The sequence below is a fragment of the Actinomadura mexicana genome (assembly GCF_900188105.1).
Classification (GTDB): domain Bacteria; phylum Actinomycetota; class Actinomycetes; order Streptosporangiales; family Streptosporangiaceae; genus Spirillospora; species Spirillospora mexicana.
Genome location: NZ_FZNP01000025.1, coordinates 51,076 through 70,253 on the forward strand (window position 1 = coordinate 51,076; position 19,178 = coordinate 70,253).

The 19,178-nt window shown below is 72.2% G+C and carries 24 protein-coding genes and 1 pseudogene; 11 read left to right on the plus strand and 14 right to left on the minus strand.

From position 1 onward, the window contains the following. Positions 1–102 precede the first annotated feature (102 nt). Complete coding sequence (locus CHC11_RS37590) at positions 103–501, plus strand: ester cyclase (protein WP_089316701.1); 399 nt, start codon at positions 103–105, stop codon at positions 499–501. Positions 502–525: 24 nt separating this feature from the next. Here CHC11_RS37590 and CHC11_RS37595 read toward each other — a convergent pair whose 3' ends face one another. Continuing rightward, complete coding sequence (locus CHC11_RS37595; protein ID WP_089316670.1) at positions 526–1,032, minus strand: hypothetical protein; 507 nt, start codon at positions 1,030–1,032, stop codon at positions 526–528. Between the two features lie 6 nt (positions 1,033–1,038). Continuing rightward, positions 1,039–3,162, minus strand: a complete 2,124-nt coding sequence (locus tag CHC11_RS37600) for an MMPL family transporter (protein WP_089316671.1) — start codon at positions 3,160–3,162, stop codon at positions 1,039–1,041. A gap of 96 nt (positions 3,163–3,258) precedes the next feature. Between CHC11_RS37600 and CHC11_RS37605 the strand changes: the two genes are divergently transcribed. Then, complete coding sequence (locus CHC11_RS37605) at positions 3,259–3,753, plus strand: MarR family winged helix-turn-helix transcriptional regulator (RefSeq protein WP_089316672.1); 495 nt, start codon at positions 3,259–3,261, stop codon at positions 3,751–3,753. Here CHC11_RS37605 and CHC11_RS37610 read toward each other — a convergent pair. The 3 genes from CHC11_RS37610 to CHC11_RS37625 form a co-directional block, all read right to left on the minus strand. After that, on the minus strand, positions 3,750–4,160 hold the full coding sequence (locus CHC11_RS37610; RefSeq protein WP_089316702.1) for a VOC family protein: 411 nt from the start codon (positions 4,158–4,160) through the stop codon (positions 3,750–3,752). The two genes, CHC11_RS37605 and CHC11_RS37610, sit on opposite strands and share 4 nt — an antisense overlap. A 201-nt stretch (positions 4,161–4,361) precedes the next feature. Next, the gene (locus CHC11_RS37620) at positions 4,362–5,111 is read right to left on the minus strand and encodes a ZIP family metal transporter (RefSeq protein WP_218826409.1); all 750 of its coding nucleotides are present in this window, start codon (positions 5,109–5,111) and stop codon (positions 4,362–4,364) included. Between the two features lie 136 nt (positions 5,112–5,247). Further along, positions 5,248–5,724, minus strand: coding sequence for a DUF4279 domain-containing protein (locus CHC11_RS37625; RefSeq protein WP_218826410.1), 477 nt, complete (start codon positions 5,722–5,724; stop codon positions 5,248–5,250). A gap of 219 nt (positions 5,725–5,943) precedes the next feature. On the opposite strand from CHC11_RS37625, the gene CHC11_RS37630 reads away from it, so the two are divergent. Further along, positions 5,944–6,627, plus strand: coding sequence for a pentapeptide repeat-containing protein (locus CHC11_RS37630; protein WP_089316674.1), 684 nt, complete (start codon positions 5,944–5,946; stop codon positions 6,625–6,627). A gap of 93 nt (positions 6,628–6,720) precedes the next feature. Then, positions 6,721–7,110 (plus strand): DUF302 domain-containing protein, encoded by a 390-nt coding sequence (locus CHC11_RS37635; RefSeq protein ID WP_089316675.1) that lies wholly within the window; start codon positions 6,721–6,723, stop codon positions 7,108–7,110. 14 nt (positions 7,111–7,124) lie between these two features. Here CHC11_RS37635 and CHC11_RS37640 read toward each other — a convergent pair whose 3' ends face one another. The 3 genes from CHC11_RS37640 to CHC11_RS37655 form a co-directional block, all read right to left on the minus strand. After that, complete coding sequence (locus CHC11_RS37640; RefSeq protein WP_089316676.1) at positions 7,125–7,868, minus strand: (R)-mandelonitrile lyase; 744 nt, start codon at positions 7,866–7,868, stop codon at positions 7,125–7,127. A gap of 15 nt (positions 7,869–7,883) precedes the next feature. Then, positions 7,884–8,450 carry a TetR/AcrR family transcriptional regulator gene (locus CHC11_RS37645; protein WP_089316705.1) on the minus strand — a complete coding sequence of 189 codons (567 nt, stop codon included), beginning with the start codon at positions 8,448–8,450 and terminating at the stop codon, positions 7,884–7,886. A 296-nt stretch (positions 8,451–8,746) separates the two neighbouring features. Further along, complete coding sequence (locus tag CHC11_RS37655) at positions 8,747–9,124, minus strand: group I truncated hemoglobin (protein ID WP_089316678.1); 378 nt, start codon at positions 9,122–9,124, stop codon at positions 8,747–8,749. 189 nt (positions 9,125–9,313) lie between these two features. Between CHC11_RS37655 and CHC11_RS37660 the strand changes: the two genes are divergently transcribed. Then, positions 9,314–10,498, plus strand: coding sequence for an MFS transporter (locus tag CHC11_RS37660; protein ID WP_089316679.1), 1,185 nt, complete (start codon positions 9,314–9,316; stop codon positions 10,496–10,498). Positions 10,499–10,915: 417 nt separating this feature from the next. Here CHC11_RS37660 and CHC11_RS37665 read toward each other — a convergent pair whose 3' ends face one another. From CHC11_RS37665 to CHC11_RS43635, 5 genes and pseudogenes are all read right to left on the minus strand, one after another. Further along, on the minus strand, positions 10,916–11,227 hold the full coding sequence (locus CHC11_RS37665) for a hypothetical protein (protein ID WP_143227450.1): 312 nt from the start codon (positions 11,225–11,227) through the stop codon (positions 10,916–10,918). A 224-nt stretch (positions 11,228–11,451) separates the two neighbouring features. Further along, complete coding sequence (locus CHC11_RS41830; protein WP_179279198.1) at positions 11,452–11,607, minus strand: biotin/lipoyl attachment domain-containing protein; 156 nt, start codon at positions 11,605–11,607, stop codon at positions 11,452–11,454. A gap of 32 nt (positions 11,608–11,639) precedes the next feature. Beyond that, positions 11,640–12,059, minus strand: coding sequence for a ferredoxin reductase domain-containing protein (locus CHC11_RS37670; protein ID WP_089316681.1), 420 nt, complete (start codon positions 12,057–12,059; stop codon positions 11,640–11,642). After that, positions 12,059–12,292, minus strand: coding sequence for a ferredoxin reductase domain-containing protein (locus CHC11_RS37675; RefSeq protein ID WP_089316682.1), 234 nt, complete (start codon positions 12,290–12,292; stop codon positions 12,059–12,061). Before CHC11_RS37675 ends, CHC11_RS37670 begins: the two co-directional genes overlap by 1 nt. A gap of 119 nt (positions 12,293–12,411) precedes the next feature. Further along, positions 12,412–12,774: pseudogene (locus CHC11_RS43635) on the minus strand (RrF2 family transcriptional regulator); the annotation flags it as partial. A 57-nt stretch (positions 12,775–12,831) separates the two neighbouring features. On the opposite strand from CHC11_RS43635, the gene CHC11_RS37685 reads away from it, so the two are divergent. After that, entirely contained in the window at positions 12,832–13,713 is an 882-nt protein-coding gene (locus tag CHC11_RS37685; protein WP_143227452.1) for a DMT family transporter, read from the plus strand. Further along, on the plus strand, positions 13,710–14,579 hold the full coding sequence (locus CHC11_RS37690; RefSeq protein WP_089316684.1) for a DMT family transporter: 870 nt from the start codon (positions 13,710–13,712) through the stop codon (positions 14,577–14,579). The genes CHC11_RS37685 and CHC11_RS37690 overlap by 4 nt, the downstream gene beginning before the upstream one ends. Here the strand turns inward: CHC11_RS37690 and CHC11_RS37695 are convergent. Beyond that, positions 14,557–15,630 (minus strand): MGDG synthase family glycosyltransferase, encoded by a 1,074-nt coding sequence (locus CHC11_RS37695; RefSeq protein ID WP_089316685.1) that lies wholly within the window; start codon positions 15,628–15,630, stop codon positions 14,557–14,559. The genes CHC11_RS37690 and CHC11_RS37695 overlap by 23 nt on opposite strands. 29 nt (positions 15,631–15,659) lie before the next feature. Here CHC11_RS37695 and CHC11_RS37700 point away from each other — a divergent pair, with 29 nt between their 5' ends. From CHC11_RS37700 to CHC11_RS37715, 4 genes are all read left to right on the plus strand, one after another. Next, positions 15,660–16,391: a polysaccharide deacetylase family protein gene (locus tag CHC11_RS37700; protein ID WP_089316686.1), complete on the plus strand. Its 732-nt coding sequence runs from the start codon at positions 15,660–15,662 to the stop codon at positions 16,389–16,391. A gap of 203 nt (positions 16,392–16,594) precedes the next feature. After that, positions 16,595–16,834 (plus strand): hypothetical protein, encoded by a 240-nt coding sequence (locus CHC11_RS37705; RefSeq protein ID WP_089316687.1) that lies wholly within the window; start codon positions 16,595–16,597, stop codon positions 16,832–16,834. Continuing rightward, positions 16,827–17,810: a polyprenyl synthetase family protein gene (locus CHC11_RS37710; RefSeq protein WP_089316688.1), complete on the plus strand. Its 984-nt coding sequence runs from the start codon at positions 16,827–16,829 to the stop codon at positions 17,808–17,810. Before CHC11_RS37705 ends, CHC11_RS37710 begins: the two co-directional genes overlap by 8 nt. Further along, positions 17,803–18,951 carry an oxygenase MpaB family protein gene (locus tag CHC11_RS37715; protein ID WP_089316689.1) on the plus strand — a complete coding sequence of 383 codons (1,149 nt, stop codon included), beginning with the start codon at positions 17,803–17,805 and terminating at the stop codon, positions 18,949–18,951. Before CHC11_RS37710 ends, CHC11_RS37715 begins: the two co-directional genes overlap by 8 nt. Positions 18,952–19,178 lie beyond the last annotated feature (227 nt).

Consider the following 19,178-nt stretch of genomic DNA (forward strand, 5'->3'; position numbering starts at 1 on the left):
AGCCGGGAACGCGAGTCGTCCACGCGACCGGGTGTCACCGGGGAGAGCGTCGGAGAACGTCCGCGGGGGACGACGGTACGGGTGAGAGGCGAGGAGGACTGCGTGATCGACAAGTTGTACGAGCGGTGGCTGCTGGAGATGTGGGCCGGGGACTTCGGGCTCGCCCGCGAGCTGGTCGCACCGGACTTCGTCGGGCACTGGCCGGGGCAGGAGGTGCACGGGGCCGAAGAGCTGATCGACATCCTGCGGCAGGGGCACGCGCCCTTCGAGGGCGTCACGGTGACGCTGGACGTGGGCCCGATCGTGGACGGGGACCAGGTCGCCGCCCGGTGGACGTTCAGCGGGCGTTACAAGGGCGGCATGCCTGGAGCGACCGTCCCGGAGGGTACGGACGTGTCGTTCAGCGGCCACGACGTCCTGCGCGCCGAAGACGGCCGGTTCGCGGAGTACTGGGTGATCTCCGATACCGAGTCCCTCGCCCGTGAACTCGGCATGGAGTGATTCGCCGACCACTCCCCCAGAACGCTACTCGGGCAAGGGCTGAAGGGTCAGGTCGCAGAGGCGGCAGCCCAGCATGCCCTGGTAAATGCCGTGCTTCGGGCAGCGGTCCAGGAATTCGGGAGGCGGCGGGTCGCTCCATTCGGGACGCGTCGCCGGAGTCCTCACGGCGACGGGAGCGGGCCATCCGTCCACCATCGCGCGGTAGCGGCGCAGGTAGTCGAGGGCGAAGGGAGGGGCGTAGGAGAGAAGGTCCCAGCCGTGTCGCGTGATCGCCAGGTCGATCACGCGCAGCAGGAACTCCTTTTCAGCCGGCCAGTTCGCCGTCCACGGCAGGCAGTTCAGATCGAACCCGTCCGTACCGCGGCCGACGCGCTGCCCGTCGGCGAACAGCAGCACGAGATTGCTCTCCCAGGCGGACCCGGCCAGGGCGCATCCGGCCAGGGTGAGCACATCGAAGAAGACGTCGGTCCCGCCGTTGGACAGGTACAGGTCTCCCCCAGACGTTCCCAGAGCTGCGAAGGTGTTGCCCACGCCTCGTCACCTGTCTCTCGGGGTCGAATGGAGGTTCTCGGCTGTTCCGGTGTCCCGCGGTCGGTGGGGGAAGCGGGTGGGCCACCACACCGTGGGGCCGATCACCCGGACGAGAGCCGGGACCAGCAGAGACCGGACCACCAGCGTGTCCAGCAGCACGCCGAACGCGACGATGAAGGCGATCTGCGCCAGGAACGACAGCGGGATGACGACCAGGGCGGCGAACGTGGCGGCCAGGACCACCCCCGCCGACGTGATGACGCCACCGGTCGCCGTCAGGCCGCGGAGCACGCCCTCCCGTACGCCTGAGCGCCGCGTCTCCTCCCGGACCCGCGACATGAGAAAGATATTGTAGTCGACGCCGAGCGCCACCAGGAATACGAAACCGTAGAGCGGCACCGAGGCGTCCAGGCCGGTGAAGCCGAACAGATGGCGGAAAACCAGGGCCGCGACACCGAGCGTGGCGACGTAGTTCAGCGCGACGGTCGCGATGAGCAGGACGGGCAGCGGCAGGGAGCGCAGGAGCAGCACGAGGATGACCAGGATGATCGCCAGGACGACCGGGATGATGACGGTACGGTCGTGGGCGGCGGTCTTCTGGGTGTCGTACTGCTGGGCCGTGTAGCCGCCGACCAGCGCGTCCGCCCCGGGGACGCCGTGCACGGCGGCGCGCAGGCGCTTGAGGGCGGCCTTCGCGGCGTCGCTGTCGGCGGCCGCCTCCAGTGTCGCGTCGATCCGGACCCGCCCGTCCACGACCTTCGGCGGCCCGCCGGGGCGGCCGGACGCGCCGACGGGCACGGCGTCCGCGACGCCCTCCGTGCGGGCGGCGGCATCAGTCACGGCCCTGGCCTGCGCCGCGTCGGCGATGATGATCGCCGGCTGGCCGGAACCGCCGGGGAAGTGCTCCGAGAGCGTCCGCTGCGCGGCGACCGAGGGCGCGTCGTCGATGAACGTCTCGTCCAGCGGGACGCCATGGGCGCGCAGCCCCGGGGCGAACGCGGCGCAGGCGATGAGGGCGATGCCCGTTCCGGCGACGACCCGGCGCGGGTGCAGGTCGACCAGGCGGGCGACGCGGGCCCACAGGCCCCTTCCCCCGTGCGCGCCGTCCGCCGGGTGCTTGGGTTTCGCGGGCCAGAACGCGACCCGCCCGAGCACGACGAGGACCGCCGGGAGGAACGTCAGCGCGCTGAGGACGGCGCAGGCGATGCCGATCGCGCCGACCGGCCCGAGGGCCCGGTTGTTGGTGAGGTTGCTGAGCAGCAGCGCGAGCAGGCCGAGCGCGACGGTGGCGCCGCTGGCGACGATCGCGCCGAACGATCCGCGCACCGCCGCCCATCCGGCGGTGAAGCGGTCCCGGCCCGCCGCCGTCTCCTCCCGGAAGCGTGCCGCCAGCAGCAGCGCGTAGTCGGTGGCGGCGCCGATGACCAGGATCGACAGGATGCCCTGGACCTGGCCGTCGACCCGGACCACATCGTTCTTGGCCAGCGCGTAGACCATCGCGCACGCCAGGCCCAGCGCGAACACCGCCCCAAGGATGATCACCAGCGGGAGCAGCACGCTGCGGTACACCAGCAGCAGGATGACCAGGACGGCGAGGAGCGCGACGCCCAGCAGCAGCCCGTCGATCCCGGCGAAGGCGTCCGAGAGGTCGGCCTGGGTGGCGGCCGGCCCGCTGATCTGCGCCTTCGTCCCGGGGACGGTCCCGGCCGCCGCACGGACCCGGTCCAGCACGGTCGGCAGTTCGTCGCCGAGGTCGGGTCTGAGCGGGACGACGCCCTCAAGCGCCCGGCCGTCGTCCGAGCGCAGGGCCGGCGACGGTGTCCCGAGCGTACCGGGCGCGCCCCGCAGCCCGGCGAGCGCGCGGGTCGCCGCGTCCTGCTGGGCGCCCGAGACCCGGCCGCTCACCGTCCACACGACGATGGCGGGCACGGTCTCCTTCTCGGCGAAGGCCTGCTGTGCCTGCAGGACCTGGGTGGACTCGGCACTGCGCGGCAGGAAGGCCGCCTGGTCGTTGGTGGAGACATCACCGAGCTTCCCGGCATAGGGGCCGAAGGCGCCGCCGACGGCCAGCCAGACCAGGAGCAGCACTGCCGGGATCGCCCAGCGGAGCGGGCGCGGCGGTATTCGCATCGGTTCCTCCCAGCGAGTTCGACCTGCCGCGGCCATACCCCCGAATACCTCAATCATTAACTATCTCAATGATTGAGTTACTGTAATCTGATCGGCATGGCCGAGGGAGCGGAGGAGACGCGGCGCCCCGCCGGCCTCCGCTCGTTCGCCGTCGAGCTGCGCCGGTTGAACGCCGAGTTCAACCGGATAGCGCACGCGTTCGCCCACGCCAGCGGCCTGCACCCGACCGACGTCCAGGCCCTGGTCGCGATCATGGACGCACGGCGGCGCACCCCCGACCGGCCGATGACCCCGGGCCGGCTGCGCGAGGAACTGAACGTCACCTCCGGCGCGGTCACCGCCTGCCTCGACCGCCTCGAACGCCTCGGCCACATCTCCCGGGCGCGCGACCCGGCCGACCGGCGGGTCGTCCATCTGCGGTACGAGCCGTCCGCCATGACCATGGCCCGCGAGTACTTCCGCCCGCTGTCGGAGAGCACCGAAGCGGCGCGGGGCGGGTTCAGCGAGGATGAACTGAGCATCATCCTGCGCTTCCTTCGCGCGATGAACGAGGAGCTGTCAAACCTGCGCGCCCGCGGTCCGGACCGCTAGGGCCGCGGCGCGTTCTCGGCGGGACCGAGCAGGTCCCAGCGGTTTCCGGCGAGATCGAGGAAGACGGCGACGCGTCCGTAGGGTTCGGAGCGGGGCGGGGTGACGAACTCGACGCCCGCGGCCGTCATGCGTTCGCGGGCGGCGTCGAAGTCCTCCACGCGCAGGAAGAACCCCACGCGCCCGGCGACCTGGTTCCCGACCACGGCCGCCTGGTGCGGACCGTCCGCGCGGGCGAGCAGGATGCCCGTCAGGGCCGCCGGCGGCCGGACGACCACCCACCGCTTGGGACGGCCGTCGTTGGTGAGCGAAGACGAGTCCTCGACGAGGTCGAACCCGAGAGCGCCGGTGAAGAACTCGATGGCGTCGTCGTAGTCGTCCACGACGATCGTGATGAGATCAAGTCGCACCATCATGAGGGTACGGCGCGGTCGCCCGGGCGGTCGGGCGGCCAGGGAACGGAATGGACAGGACAGAGGGCAGCCGTACTGCCGTGCTCGTCTGCCAGGCGCGGGCCGTGGTCCACGGCCGGCCGGCCCCCGACCGGTTCGCCGATCCCACCGCGTCGGCGCTGCTCCGCCCCGACGAGCTCGTCGCGGTGGAGCAGGCCGTCAGGCGTGGGACAGGGCGAACGCCGCCAGGAACCCCACGACCGTGATCAAGCCGGTGAGCAGGTGGGCGTCCTCGTATGCCTCGGGGATCATCGTGTCGGCGATCATGGTGAGGATGGCGCCGCCGGCCAGCGCGGTGATGCCGGCCAGGACGTCGGCGGAGGCGTCGCCGAGCACCGTGTAACCCATGACCGCCGCCAGAGCGCTGATCAACGCGATGCCGCCCCACAGCCCGAAGACGTAGCCGCGGGCGCGTCCCGCCCGGCGCATCCCCGAGGCGCTGGAGAGACCTTCGGGCACGTTGCTGATGAACACCGCGACCACGGTGACCAGGCTGACCGCGCCGCCGCCCAGAAGGCTCGTGCCGATCACGATGGACTCGGGCACGCCGTCCAGCAGGGCGCCCAGCGCGATCGCGCCGCCCGATCCGGGCTGCTGCTCCTCCGACGGCTGCTGCCCGCCCGAGCGCTTGCGGTGCCGCGCGCCCCTCCAGGCCAGCACGGCGTTGGCGCCGGCGTAGAGCACCGCACCGGTCACCGCGCCGATCGCCGTCGGGGCCAGCCCGCCCTTCTCATGCGCCTCGGCGATCAGGTCGAACGACACCGCCGACAGCAGGACACCGCTGCCGAAGGCCATCACGCTCGCCACAATCCGGGCGGGGACCGGCACGAGGAACCCGACCAGGGCCCCCATCACCAGCGCCGACCCGGCCAACAGGCCCCACCCTCCGGCCTGCAACGCTCCCAGCACGGCTCTCCCTTCCGACCACGACCCTCAGGCGGACGCCGCCCGTGAACGCCGTCCAACGCGCCGCTGTGGCTACCCGCCGGGCTCGCCCGAAACGTTCCGGAGCTCAGACCCGTTTGACGGCGCCGGCCTGGGCAGGTCACCCGTAGGCGTATTCGTCGACGTCCAGTTCGGCTCCTGCCCTCCGGAGGAACTCCAGCGTCCGCGCGTCCAGGTGCCAGCCCAGCATCTGGTGCTGACCGGCGAGCTTCTCCAGGCCCTCGACGGGGCTGGTCAGGTCTTCCTCCTCGCCCTGCGGGCCCTCGAACACCCGGACCACCTGCAGCGTGCCGGCGTGGATCCCTGCGTCCGCGCGGTCGAGCTCTGCGACCAGGGCGCCGATGGTCCCGGCGTGCTCGAACAGCCTGTCCACGATCCGGGTGATCTGCTCGTCCACGGTGAGGTGCGGCTTCCGGCAGACGACCCGCCAGACGTGCCTGGCCGGACGGGGCGGGTGCGCGTCGCGGCTGCCGCGCACGACCGTCTCGTCCGGATCGATGCCCAACCGCGCCGTGATCTCGTCCGCTGACATCTGCCTCGATCTCACGGCGAAGTAGGCGTACTGGGAGATCCGCACGCGGGTACCCTAGCCGCTGCGACGGCCCTGCTCGTCCGGGACGAGGGCGGACCGCCGCGAATCCCTCCAAACCGCGGGCGAAGAGGGTGAAGGCCTCCTCGGCGGCTGTGATCACCTGGGGGCCGTAGTCCGACGGTGAGCCGCCGTCCAGCGCGGCGCGGCGGAACGCGCTGACGGCGGCGCGGGAACAGGGCCCGGCGCGCTAGTAGGGTCGGCCGCATGCCCGCTCGTACCCCCGCCTCCCCGGTGAGAGAACCCAAGCCGCCGCAGATCCCCCGCAGGCTCACGCCTGCCGGGAAGGTCGAGCGGCACATCCGGCACGACGGGAAGTACCTGTCGCTGGAGTACGGCGCCGACAGCCTGTCCATGGACGACCCGGACGGCGTCGAGGACGTCGAGTTCGAGCGCTGCCGGTTCACCCGGACTGCCTTCTCCGGGCTGGTCCTGCACCGGGCCGGGTTCGCGGACTGCGCGTTCGGCGACGCGGACCTGGCGAACCTGCGGGCGTTCAACTCGCGGATGTTCAACGTGCAGATCATGAACGCGCGGATGACGGGGATGCAGCTCGCCGAGAGCGGGCTGCGGGACGCGCTGTTCGAGGGATGCCGCGCCGACCTCACCGGCTTCAGGTTCGCGCACCTGCGTGACGTGGTGTTCCGCGACTGCAACCTGACCGAGGCGACGTTCCAGTCCGTCGAGATGACCGGCGTCCGCTTCGAGAACTGCCGGCTCGGCGGCGCCCAGTTCTCCGGGGCCAGGATGCAGGCGGTCCGGTTCCGCGGCTGCGACCTGCGCGGCGTCGCCGGCCTCGACTCCTTCCAGGGCGCGATCGTCGCGAGCGCCGACGCGATGGGCCTCCTGGACGCGTTCGCCGCGGAACTCGGCATCACCATCGAAGACTGACCGCCCCGCCGGAAGGTCCCCGGCGGGCGGATCGGCGCGACCTCGGTGCGTCGCACGAGCTCCACGGGGAAGACACCTCCCAGGGGGAGCGTCATGGGTTACGCGATCAGCGTCCGGCTGCACCGGCCGTACGGAGAGACCGTCGAGCAGGTGCGCGCGGTCCTGAAGGACCAGGGCTTCGGCGTGCTGACCGAGATCGACGTGCGGGCCACCCTGCGCGAGAAGCTGGGCGAGACGATGGAGGACTACCTCATCCTGGGAGCCTGCAACCCGCGGCTCGCGCACCGGGCACTCGGCGTCGACCTGCGGATCGGGCTGCTGCTGCCCTGCAACGTCGTGGTCCGCGCCGACGGGGACGACACCGTCGTGGAGGCTCTGGACCCGCAGGTCATGGTGTCGGTCAGCGACCGTCCCGACCTGGGGCCGGTCGCCGACGAGGCGGCGGAGCGGCTCGCCGCCGCGTTGAGGCGGCTGGACTCCTGAGCCCGGCACCGCCCTCATCGGCCGGGGAACTCGATCTGCGCGGCCTCGTCGGCGGCGAGCAGGAAGTACCCGAGGAACGTCACGCCGTCCTCCTCGGCGTCGAAGCGCGCGATGCGGGCGCCCTCGGGCTCGTGGAACACGTCCCCGGGGCCGAGGACGGCCGCCGCTTCACCTTCGATCTGGTAGACGGCCGAACCGGTCTCGATGCTGCCGAACACCGGTCCGTTGTGCACGTGCAATCCGGCTGCTCGACGGGGCGCGATGGTGATGCGGCGGACCTCGACCCGGTGCGTGCTGCGGGGTGGCGACAGCGGCTGGTCGAGCAGCACCGTGCGGGTGACCTGCGGGACGTCCTCCGCACGGCCACCGTGGTACTCCCGGTCGCTGACCGGCTCCCCCGCCTCGGCGGAAGAACCGTCGTCCGGCATCGACTCGATGGCCAGATGCGTCATGGGGCGGTCGGCGGCAGCACCGTGCCAGTGCCACTCGCCGGGCGCGATGTGCACGATGTCGCCGGCCCGGATCGTCTCGACCGGCCCGCCACGGCGCTGCACACGCCCGGTGCCCTCGGTGACGACGAGCACCTGTCCGAGCGGATGCCGGTGCCATACGGTGCGGCTCCCGGGGGCGAAGCGGACACAGTCGCCCTGTGTCCGCGCCCCTCCCCCGGGTACGGCCACCGGCGCGATCCAGGCGTCACCGGTGAACCATGCAGACGGGGCGGCGATGCCTCTCACAGGTCCAGGGGTTATCTGCATGCCGTTTCTCCGAAGTCAGCGGACGGTGCGCGCGTCGAGCAGCGCGAGGATTCCTTCGACCGCCTGGTCGAAGGGCTCCGGGGAGTCGGCGGCGCGGGCGAGGACGTAGCCGCCCTGAAGCGTGGCGACGATCGCGGCCGCCGTGGACGAGGGGTCCACCGAGGACTCCAGTTCTCCGCGATCCACCCCTTCCCGCACCACCGCCGCGAGTCGGGCGCGCAGCCAGGCGAAGGTCTCCTCGACGGGTTCGCGCAGTGTGGGCGTGGCGATGACGTCGGGGTCCTGAGTCAGCCGACCGATCGGGCAGCCCCGCAGGACGTCCCGCTCCCGGTGCAGGTAAGAGGCGATGCGCTCGACGGCCGCGCCCGGTCCGGACAGCTGCGCGTCGATGGCGGCCCGCATCTCCTCGGCCGTGCGGTCGATGGCCGCGCGAGCGAGTTCCTCCTTGCCCGCGAAGTGGTGGTACATGCTTCCCTGGCCGGCCTCGGCCCGCTGCTGGATCGTCTTAGGGCTGGTCCCCACGTACCCGCGCTCCCACAGCAGCTCCCGAGCACTCTCCACCAACCGCTCTCTCGCACTCACCCAACCAGTGTACATACCAATAGGTACAGCCGTGACGGTCGTCGTCGCCGCGCTCAGCGCGGGCGCCGCGGCGGGCACACCGACATCACGGCGACCGGGAGGCCTCGGCCGGCGGGAGGCCGGGGGGCCTCCCAGGTCTCCGGGTCGTTCGCGTGCTCCGCGAGCAAGAGAACGGCGCTGTCGCTCCCGGCGACCCGCGTCGTGGCCGACTGCTTCAGGCGGGCGTAAGCGTCTCTCATCGCCCGGGCGGACCGGCCCCAGCGGTCGCGGGGCGCTTCTTCGGGGGCGCATCGGCGTCATCCCGTGAAGTGGGCGCCGCGTTGGCCGGACACGATGTCTGCGGCCAGCGGCCTCAGAACGGCGGCGATCTCGGCGATCGTCGCCGCTGGGACGCCCGCCGCGGCCAGCGAGGCCGTCAGGTGCTCGGCGACGCGGTCGAAGTGGGCGCGCTCGATCCCGAGGCCGAGGTGGACGTCCTTCATCGAGCCGCCCTGGTAGACCGCCGGGCCGCCGAGCGCCTGCGCGAAGAACTCGACCTGGCGGCCTTTCAGCTTGTTCAGCCGCGTGCCGACGAAGAAGGCGCTCAGTGCGTCGTCGGCGAGGATCCGCTCGTAGAGGCCGTCCACCACCGCCGCCAGGGCCTCTTCGCCGCCGATCGACTCGTAGATGCTCATTTCGTCCCCCTCGGGTCGAGTGACAAGAACACCCCCGTCTCCGCGCGACAACCCTAGACGCTTATTGGCGCTCCGCCAATAGTCGCCTTCTCTCGATGGCCACTATGACGTCGTGAACCCGCCAGACCTGCGCTGGCGACCCCTGTTGAGTGGACGAGCCCGACCACTGCTTCTCCCAGGACGGAATCGATGTCCTCAGTGACCACTTCGGCCGAGACATCGGCCACGTCTTCGCCGTCGGCGGCGACCAACTGGCCGGCGGTCCTCTCGGTGATGATGGGGATCTTCGCGATCGTCACCACCGAGATCCTGCCGATCGGGCTGCTGACGTCCATCGGCTCCAGCTTCACCGTCTCCGACGGGACGGCCGGGCTGATGATGACCATGCCCGGATACCTGGCGGCGGCCGCCGCGCCCACGGTCACCGTCGCGACGGCCCGGATCGACCGGCGGCTCATGCTGTGCGCCTGCATGTTCCTGCTGGCGTCGGCGAACTTCATCGCCGCCGCCGCCCCGGCGTACTGGGCGATGCTCGTCTCACGCGTCCTCGTCGGAGCGGTCATCGGCGGCTTCTGGTCGATCGGCGCGGGCCTGGCCGGCCGGCTGGTCCCGGCGCACTCGACGCGCCGGGCGACGGCGGTCATCTTCTCGGCCGTCCCGCTGGGATCGGTTCTCGGCGTGCCGCTGGGGACGCTGATCGGGGATCTCGCGGGGTGGCGGACCAGTTTCGCGGTGATGGGCCTGCTGTCGGTGGCGGTGCTCATCGCGCTCGCGGTGCTGCTCCCCCCGCTGCCCGCCGAGCGGGTCACCCGCCTGACCGCGCTCCGCGGCATGATGCGGAGCCTCGACACTCGGTACGCGCTCCTGGTGACCGTCCTGGTCGTCCTCGCGCACTTCGGCACCTACACCTACGTGACGCCCTTCCTTGAACGGGTGACGCACGTGTCCCCAGGGATGATCACGGTGTTCCTGCTGACCTACGGCGTGGCGGGCGTCCTGGGCAACTTTCTCGCGGGCACGGCTCTGGCCCGCCATCCGCACGCCACCTTCGGCGTGGCCGGAGGTCTGATCGCCTTCGCCGCCCTGGCGCTTCCTCTCGCGGGGCGATGGGATCTGGGCGCCATCGCCTTGCTCGTCCTGTGGGGCGCCGGCTACGGCGCTGTTCCAGTCTGCTCGCAGACCTGGTTCGCCAGAGCGGCCCCGCACTCCCCGGAGGCGGCCTCCGTACTGTTCACGGCCTCGTTCCAGGCGACGCTGTCGACCGGCGCCCTGCTCGGCGGAGTCATCATGGACCGCACGTCCCCGTCGACGATCATGATGCTCGGCGGAGCCGCCGCGGTCGTCATGGTCATGACCGTGGTCAGCAGGGCCTGAGCGATCGGCTCAGGTCGGCGGGACCGGGGTGTCGCCGGTCAGTCAGCGATGGAGGGCGGAGAGAGGGACGCCGGCCCGCAGGCGGCGACCCGGCCAATGATCAGGGGTCGGGCAGGTCGGGTTCCGGGACGGCCGCCAAGTCGCCGGCATGCTCAGATACCGGAGCGACGACTCCGCGACCGGGTGCTGCGCAGCGTCCAGCGTCGACGCGGCGGGAGGTCGCGGCGATCCGGGCGCGGTGCTGCGCGTGGAGGACGACGGGACCGGAATTCCCGAGAGTGGGCGGCACGATCTGCCGGGGCGCTCATCTGTCTCGGGAGGCATCGGGAAAAGGGGTTCCAACCATGACCGGAACCCCTTCCCAGAGAATGCGCGCCGGCACTGCGGCCGGTACACAGGATCTGACGCGGAGTCGGATCAGGTCTCCCAGATGTAGCTGACCCGGACTCGCAGGTTGGTGTTCCATTCGATGTTCGCCCAGACCTGCACGCCCCCCTGGTACGGCCGGACGTTGTGGATGGTCATCCGGGCCGATCCGATGAAGGGGACGCCGGCGTTGTCGATCTCGACGATGGAGGCGACGACGCGCGTGCCGGCGGTGAACACGTTCGAGGTGGCGTTGAGGATCACCTGGCCGTGCGCGACGAAGATCGCGGTGCCGGTGAAGACGGCGTCGGCGGAGCGCTCGGACGGGGACTCGACGCTCGACTGGATCATTTGGAGGTCCATGAGGCCCTTCCTTTCGGAGTGTAGGCACATTGTGCGCCCACTCCGCTACTCACGGTTATTCCTTCCAGGTCACAGTGCACTCGCGCCATCCAACGGAGCGGGCGAGCGAGGTGTGCGAGAAAGGCGCGTGAGCTGTTCGGAAAAGGATTTCCTCAACGGGCAGCCGGTGCTCCAGTGGCATGAGTTTCCGGTGTGGCAGTCGTTCCTGCCTTTACGGCCGGTGGTCACGGATTGCCGCGGCCGGCGTTCAGCGCGGAGCCGATGCAGAGTTCGTGGGGCGGGTGAGGCTGCTCCCTCTTCATCGCCTCCACCTCGACGACGGGGTCGCCGGTGACCACGCGTTCGGCGAGCAGGCGGGCCGGGTGGTGGGCCTGCGTCATTGGCACAGGGCGGGAGCGGACTCTTCGGAGGTTCAGCCGCTCGTGGTCCACAGGTCTGGGCCGAAGACCTCGTGGTGAACGCGTTCGTCCGAGACCCCGGCGTCGGCGAGTCCACGCCGGATCTCGCGCATGAACGGGATCGGCCCGCACATGAAGACGCGGGCCTTGCGCGGCAGCGGCAGGCGGGTGACGTCGATCCGGCCGGGGCGGGCGTCCCGGTCCTCGTCCCCGCCGGTGTCCTCGTGCCAGGTCAGCTGCTGGAAGTCGGCCATCCTCGCGCCCGCCTCGGCGATCTGCCGCCGCAGCGCGTGGGTGCGGGCGCTCCGGTCGGCGTGCACGGCTAGGACTTGGCGGCCCGGCTGCTCGGCCGCCAGGTGGTCGATCATCGCGGCGACCGGGGTGATGCCGATCCCCGCACTGATCAGGACGAGGGGGTCGCCGTCGTCCTCCATCACCACGTCGCCGAACGGCGGGACATCTCCACGACGTCGCCGACGGCGACGTTCTCGAACAGGAACGTCGAGACGGCGCCGTCGGGGGCGGTGGCGCCGCCCCGCACGCGCCGCAGTGTGATCTGGACGGTGTCCCCGGTCGTCCGCGAGAGCGTGTACTGGCGGGGCTGGCGCAACCCGTCCGGCAGCGTGACCGCGACGGAGACGTACTGGCCCGGCCGGTGCGCGGACACCGTGCCTCCGTCGGCGTGGGCGAGGACGAGGGAGACGGTGTCCTCGGCCTCGTCCCGCCGCTCGGTGACGCGCCACGGCCGGGACGGAGCAGGACCGGTCCGGTCGGATCGGCCACCAGCTCACGCAGTCGCACCTGGTTCAGCGAAGCCAGGAAGGCCTCCTGCGCCTCCCGCAGCGCCCCGCGCAGGCGGCAGCCGCCGCGCAGCGGGCAGGGCGGGCTTTCGCATTCGACCGCTTCGCCGGGTCCTTCCAGCACCCGGACGATCTCGCCGACCGGGAGGTCGGTCACCCCGCCGGCGAGGACGACGCCGCCACCGCGGCCGCGGGTCGTACTGACGAACCCGTCCCTGCGGAGCCGCTGGACGATCTTCGCCATGTGCTGCGGCGCGACTGCGGCGGTACCGCGGGTGAGCGTCCCCACAGTCACCGACGAAGCCGCCCCGGCTGTTTTCGGCCGGACCTGGGAGGCGGATTCGGGCATCCGGAGCCGGGTAGGAGATCGGCGCGAGAGTCACGACGGGGGAAATCGTGAATCAGGATGAGCCTTCTCGGGATGGCCGTCGCGGTGGTGGCGGCCTGCCTCATCGGTCTGGGCTTCGTGGCGCAGCAGCACGCGGCCTTCCAGGAGCCGTTGGGACGGATCCTGCATCCGAGCCTGCTGCTGGACCTGCTGCACAGCCGGCTGTGGCTGGCCGGGATCGCCCTGATGATCGCCGGCCAGCTCGTCTTCGCGTTCGCGCTGGACCTCGTCGGCGTCGCCCAGGCCACACCGGTGCTCACCGTCAACCTCGTCTTCGCCCTGATCGCCGCGCATGTGATCTACCGGGAGCCGTTCGGCGTCAGGGCACTGCTGGGGTCGCTGATGCTGACCGGCGGAGTCGCGCTGTTCCTCGGCATCGGGCAGCCGCACGGAGGCGCGCCGCCCGGCGCGCTGTCCCTCCGCTGGGTGAGCGGGGCGGTCGTGCTGGGCCTCGCCGTGCTGGTCGCGGTGGGAGGAGGCCACCGGGACCTGCGCGTCCGCGCGATGCTGCTCGCCTCGGCCGCCGGACTCCTCTACGGCCTCCAGGACACGCTGACCCGCAGCGTCGTGCTGCTGTTCGACCGGGGCGTCGCCGACGCGTTCAGGACGTGGCAGCCCTACGGCCTGGTGTTCGTCGGGGCGCTCGCGCTGCTCTTCGCCCAGAGCGCCTTCGACGCGGCGCCGCTGCGCATCTCGCTGCCCGCCAGCACGGCGGCCGAGCCGCTGACCGGGATAGCGCTGGGCGTCGCGGTCTTCGGCGAGGGGATCCGGCTGTCCACCCGTGACCTGGCCCTGGAGGCGCTGGGTCTGGCGGGCATGGTGGCGGGCATCGTCGTCCTCGGCCGGTCGCCGTACCTCGGCAAGCCGGGCGAGATGGAGTCGCGGGGCGGTGGCCGATGATCGCCGTCATCCTGGGCCTGCTGGGCGGCGCGGCCAACGCCCTGGCGTCGGTGCTCCAGCGCCGGGCCGCCCGGACCGCCCCCGAAGCCGACGCCTTCAAGCCGTCCCTCATCGTCGACCTGCTGCGGCAGCCGCTCTGGCTCGGCGGGGTGGGCGCGCTCATCGCCGCGTTCGCCCTGCAGGCCGCGGCGCTGTCGATGGCGGGCCTGGCGCTGGTCCAGCCGCTGCTGGCCTCCGAACTGCCGTTCACCATGATCCTCATCGCCCTGCTGCCGCCGCGCGGGCTGCGCCAGGTGCCGTGGACGGGAGTCACCGTCCTCACCGTGGGCCTGGCCGGGCTGCTCGTCGCCGCCGCTCCGAGCGAAGGCCTGGGCGCGCCGGGCCCCGGCGAGTGGATCATCGCGACGGCCGCCACGGCGGGCTGCGCCGCCGCCCTGGTGGCGGTGGCCTGGTCCGTCCGCGGACCGATCCGCGGCGTGCTGCTGGGCGTGACGACGTCCCTGGGCTTCGCGCTGACGGCCGCGTTCATGCGGACGGCCACGCGCGCCTTCTCCGGCGGCTTCGTCGCCGCCCTGACGACCTGGGAACTCTACGCGATGGCCGTGGCAGGGGTCGCGAGCCTGTTCATGCTCCAGAACGCGCTGCAGAGCGGCAGCCTGGTGGCGGTGCAGCCCGCCCTGACGGTCACGGACCCCGTCGCCAGCATCGCGCTGGGCGTCGGCCTCTTCGGCGAGAGCATCCGGACCGGTCCGTGGATCGCCGCGGAGATCCTGAGCGTCGTGCTGATCCTGCTCGGCAGCGGCGCCATCGCCCGGTCCCCACTGCTGGACGACGAGCGCGCCGTCACCCCAGCGCGGCGCGAATGACGTGCTCGGCCCGGGCGGCGTCGAACAGCGTGTCCACCCGCCGCGCCCGGGCCACGCGCACCCGCTCGTTCCCGAGCCCGTCCAGCGTCTCGAGGAGTTCGGCGGGCGACCGCGCGAGATCGCTCAGGCCCGCCCGCGCCATCGCCTCGGCGCCGTCCCGTCCGTGGCCGGGGATGGGCCGGTAGGAGACCACCGGCAACCCGCACGCGAACGCCTCCCGGCACGTCTGCCCCGCCGCGTTGTCGACCAGCGCGTAGGCGCCCGCCATCAGGCCGGGCATGTCGTCCCGCCAGCCGAGGGCGTGCCCGATCCCGCCGGCCCGGATCCGGGCGCGCAGCCGCCGGTTCCGTCCGCACAGCACGACCGGCAGGTACCGGCCGGACGCCGCGAGGCCGCGGGCCGTCTCGCTCACCCGGCCGACGCCCCAGGCCCCCGCGGAGATCAGCACGATCCGCTCCCCCGGCCGCGCGCCGACCGCGACCCGCAGCCGTCCGCCGTCGTCCGCACGCCGGAACCCGGGCCGCACCACGGGCGCGACCCGGCTCGCCGGGCGTCCCGTCCGCTCCGCCACCGCGCGCGCCGAGGTCTCGTCCGGGCACAGGAAGCGGTCGTTGCCCGGGTGCGCCCACATCCGGTGGGCGGCGAAGTCGGTCACCAGCACGAGCGACGGCGCCTCCAGCCGCCCCCGCAGGCGCAGCCACCCCGCGACCTGCGCCGCGACATGGAAGGTCGACACCACCACGTCCGGCGGCGGCTCCGACGTCCGCCGCTCCAGCCTCCTGGCGATCAGCACCGTGAGCGGCGACGCGGGCGGCGGGTGCGGCGCCACGAAGAACACCTGGTAGATCCACTCGTACAGCCATGGCGCCCCGCGGAGCATCGCCCCGTACATCCGCCTGAGCCCGGCCCCGAGGCGCAGCGGGGCCAGGTCCAGCACGTCGACGACGCACACCTCCACGCCCCACGGCGCGATCCGTCGCGCCAACTCCCCGGCGACGGCGTCGTGACCTGCCCCCATGGCCGCCGTGAGGATGAGGAGTCGTTTGCCCATGCGGTCGATCCCCCTGTGAGACTGGTCCCATGTCGCATCTGACGCGGGGTCTCGCCGGGGTCCTCCTGGCGCACGCCCTGCCTGCCGCGACCTGCCTTCCGCCCGTCCGCCGCCTGACTCCCCGTCTCGCCGGCCGCGGCGGGGCCCGCCATGTCGCGCTCACCCTGGACGACGGGCCCGATGCCCGCTCCACGCCCTTCTTCCTGGACGAGCTGGCCCGTCTCGGCTGTCATGCGACCTTCTTCGTCCTCGGCGCCATGCTCCAGCGCAGCCCGCACCTGGGCCGGCGCATCGTCGCCGACGGTCACGAGATCGCCGTCCATGGATGGCACCACGACAACGCCCTGAAGACCCGCCCCGGCCGTGTCTCCGCCGAAGTGCGCCGCACCGTCCGTCTCATCGAGGACGTCTGCGGCACTACCCCCTCCTGGTATCGCCCGCCGTACGGCGTGCTCAGTGCCGAAGCCCTCTTCGCGGCCCGTCGCGACAACCTGCGGCCCGTCCTGTGGACGGCTTGGGGCAGGGACTGGACGGCCTCCGCGACGCCCCGTTCCGTACTGGCCGCGCTCTCCCCGGGCCTGGAGGGCGGCGCGACGCTGCTTCTGCACGACAGCGACGCCACCTCGGCGCCGGGCGCATGGAGAGCGTCCCTCGGCGCCCTCCCCGGCGTGGTGGCGACCTGTCGCGCCACCGGCCTGACCGTCGGCCCCCTGCGCGACCACCAGGTCTACTCCTCAAGGACGTCACCTGGTCACTCATAACCAGACGGTGTCCGTCCATGCTGGTGCGCCGCCATGGCCTCCTCGGACGGTTCCCGTGGCGCGGCCTCCGCGACCCCGCCGCAACGGTCTCGGAGTGACTATTCCGTCGTGCAGCGGCGATGCAGTCCTGTCACCCCGTTTCGGCGGTGACCCACCGCTTTCCTGATATCACTTACTGTGACTTCAAGGAGCGGAAGGTGACAATGGCGCAGTCTGACGGAAGAGCCGGTTCGCGGAACGAAGTGCTCTGCCTGGCGGCCGGGGTCGCCGATGTGGTGGCGGAGGGGCTGCGGGTCCTGACCCGGCGCATGCCCGGTCCGGCCGAGGTGCGGCAGGAGCTTCGCGCACGCGGTGAGCTGGCGCTGCGGCGCAGCGGCGCGGCGCCGGAGGCGCACATGGAGGTCCTGGCCCGGCAGGCCGCCGCACGCCCCCACGATGGCTGACCTCCGGACCCGGGTCGACCGGGCGCTGGAGGAGTTCGTCGAAGCGGAGGTCGCCGAGCTGCTGGCCCTGGACGGCGAGCTGGCGCCCGTGGCCGACCAGTTGCGGATCTCGGTCGACGGCGGCAAGCGGATCCGCCCGGTGTTCTGCTACTGGGGGTGGCGCGCCGCGGGGCAGCCGGACACCGACGCCATCGTCCGAGCGGCGGCGGCGCTGGAACTCGTGCACGCCGCGGCGATCGTCCACGACGACGTCATCGACCGCAGCCCGATGCGTCGCGGGCGGCCGAGCGCGCACGAGAGGCTCGGCGACGCCCTCGCCATCATGGTCGGCGACCTGCTGGTGGCGTGGTCCGCGCAGCTGTTCCACACCTCGGGCCTGCCGCGGACCTTCCTCGGCCGGGCCGTGCCGCTGTGGACGGCGATGGGCCGCGAACTGGTGGCGGGCGAGTGCCTGGAGATCCTGCGGACCGGGGCGGCGCCGGACGTGGCCCGCTCGTTGACGATCGTGCGCTTCAAGACCGGCTCCTACACCGTCGAGGGGCCCCTGCGGATCGGCGCGGTGCTCGGCGGGGCGGCCGCGCCGACACTGGACGCGCTGGCCGCCTACGCCCGTCCGCTGGGTGAGGCCTTCCAGTTGCGGGACGACCTGTGGGGCGTGTTCGGCGACCCGTGCCGGACCGGCAAGTCGCTCCTGGACGACCTGGCGGGCCGCAAGCCCACCGCCCTGCTCGCGCTGGCCCTGACCGAAGCCGTCGAGCCCGACCGCCGGCGCCTGCGGGACCTGCTGGACGGACCGCTCACCCCGGCCGGCGCCGCCGAGATACGGGAGATCATGCTGCGCGCCCGGGCGCCGGCCCGCGTCCGGCAGATGATCGACGAACGCGCGCACGCCGCGCACGCGGCCCTCGCCGGCACCCGGCCGGACGCCGCCGCCGCCCTGGCCCGACTGATCTGCGAGGTGACCGCCGATGACTGACTACACCGACCAGTACATGGACGCTCTGCGGCTGCAGGGCGACCCGCTCGCCGACGCGACCGTCGAGGCCCTGTTCAGCACCGGGCAGGTGGGCAAGTACAACACCCTCATGCGCTGGTTCACGACCTCCGGCCAGGCCCTTCCCGACGCCCTGCCCGAGGCGGCGCGCGACTACCTCCGGGCGACCGCGACCCCGCCGGACTGGATCGACTGGGGCGTCATGGAACAGGCGCGGCGGTTCTTCCTCGACAACGACGTGCACGTCTCCACCGCCCTGTCGTTCGCGGCGATGCCGGCCTGCTACGTCGTCCCGCACGTGGCCAAGCTGCTGTCGGCCACGCACTCGCTGGCCTACCCCTCGCGCCGGATGGCCGAGACCGGGCAGTTCACCGTCTACCTCATGCAGCCCGAGGCGTTCCAGGCCGGCGGGCGGTTCCTTCCGGCGGCGCAGAAGGTCCGGCTGCTGCACGCCTCCATCCGCCGGCACCTGAAGGAGCAGGGCCGCTGGCCCGAGCCCGTCGCGATCTGCCAGGAGGACATGCTCGGCGGGCTGATGATGTTCAGCATCCAGGTCCTGGACGCCCTGCACCGCATGGGCGTCCACATGACCGCCGAGGGCGCGGACGCCTACTACTACGCCTGGCGCGTCGTCGGCGTCATCCTCGGCATCGAGCCCGACACCATCCCCCCGGACCTGCAGGCGGCCAGGGAGTTCTCCGACCGGTACATGGTGCGCCACATGGGCCCCTCCCCCGAGGGGGTGCACCTGACCCGGCAGCTGATCGACCTGTACGAGGAGGTCGTGCCCGGGACGCTGCTCGACCCGGTCGTGCCCGCCCTCATCCGCTACCTCATCGGCGACACGTCCGCGGACTGGCTCCAGGTCCCCCGCACGCGGTTCGACTCCCTCATCAGGATCGCTCCGGCCCTGCTGGGCGCCCTGGAGTGGGTCGAGGACCGCGGGCCGTGGGCCGAGCAGATCTCCGACCGGCTCGGGCACCTGGTCACCATGCTCGAACTGTCCTCTCTGACGCGGGGCCGCGTCATGCACTACGCCATCCCCCAGGAGCTCAAATCCGACTTCGGGGTGCCCTCGAGGAATGCGCGGTGGACTCCGCCCCCGCCCACCCTCGTCCCCTAGCCGCACGCGGGAGACGGCGGTCGACGTGCCGAGGGCGATGTTTCGACGACGCAGGTGGGGCAGGAGCACCCCAACGCTCGGACTCTTCGGGGGGAAGATGAGTGAGCGCTCGGAGGCCGCGCCCGACGACGTCGTCGATCTCCTGCTGAGGCAGCGCACGGAGATCCGGCACCTGTTCGACCAGGTCGAGGCCGCCACCGGGGACGAGCGGGCCGCCGCCTTCAACC